Consider the following 697-nt stretch of genomic DNA (forward strand, 5'->3'; position numbering starts at 1 on the left):
TGCTGCGCCTGCTCGCCGCCCAGCCCGACTACTCGCTCTCCGCCTCGGTGCTGGTGAAGGCGGCCCGCGAGCTGCGCCACGCCGTGTTCGCCGACGTGATCGAGGCGGACCTCGTGCGGCTCGAGGAGCACGGCCTGGTGACCCGCGAGGTGCTGGCGATCGACGGCGCGAAGCTCACCATGGCGACGCTGACGCGGCTCGGTCTCGACGTCTCGCAGGGCCGGCAGCACCCGCTCGTCGCCCGCCCGTCGCCCAAGAGCTGAGCGCACGACCGATGGTCCAGCGCCCGACCAAGATCGACCGGATGCCGCCGGAGGTGCGCGACTGGATCGGGCGCCTGCGCGACCAGGGCCGCTCGCTGGACGAGATCGTCACCAAGCTGCGCGAGCTCGACATCGACGCGCTGCCGTCGCGCTCCACGGTCTACCGGCACCTGAAGAAGGCCGAGGAGGTGGCCGAGAAGGTTCGGCATTCGCGCGCCGTCGCCGAGGCCGTCGTCCGGCGGCTCGGCGACGGCGAGACGGACCGGGTGACGCGGCTGAACATCGAGCTGATGCACAACGCCGTGTTCGAGATCGCGACGCGTGTCGTCGACGGCGGGCCGGTCACGCTGTCGCCCCAGGAGGCGATGCAGCTCGCCAAGGCGCTCGACCATCTCGGCAAGGCCGCCAAGGCCGGCGTCGACAAGAAGCTGCCG

At 71.9% G+C, this 697-nt stretch carries 2 protein-coding genes; both read left to right on the plus strand.

Going from position 1 to position 697, the window contains the following annotated elements; genetic code table 11:
• Positions 1-263: hypothetical protein (locus ABTU92_RS29740; RefSeq protein WP_408095141.1), on the plus strand; the 263-nt coding region annotated here is incomplete at its 5' end.
• 11 nt (positions 264-274) lie between these two features.
• A partial coding sequence (locus ABTU92_RS29745; RefSeq protein ID WP_408095142.1) for a phage protein Gp27 family protein occupies positions 275-697 on the plus strand: 423 nt, incomplete at its 3' end.

Origin of the sequence: Rhodoplanes sp. SY1, from assembly GCF_046000175.1 — a bacterium.
Classification (GTDB): Bacteria; Pseudomonadota; Alphaproteobacteria; order Rhizobiales; family Xanthobacteraceae; genus Rhodoplanes.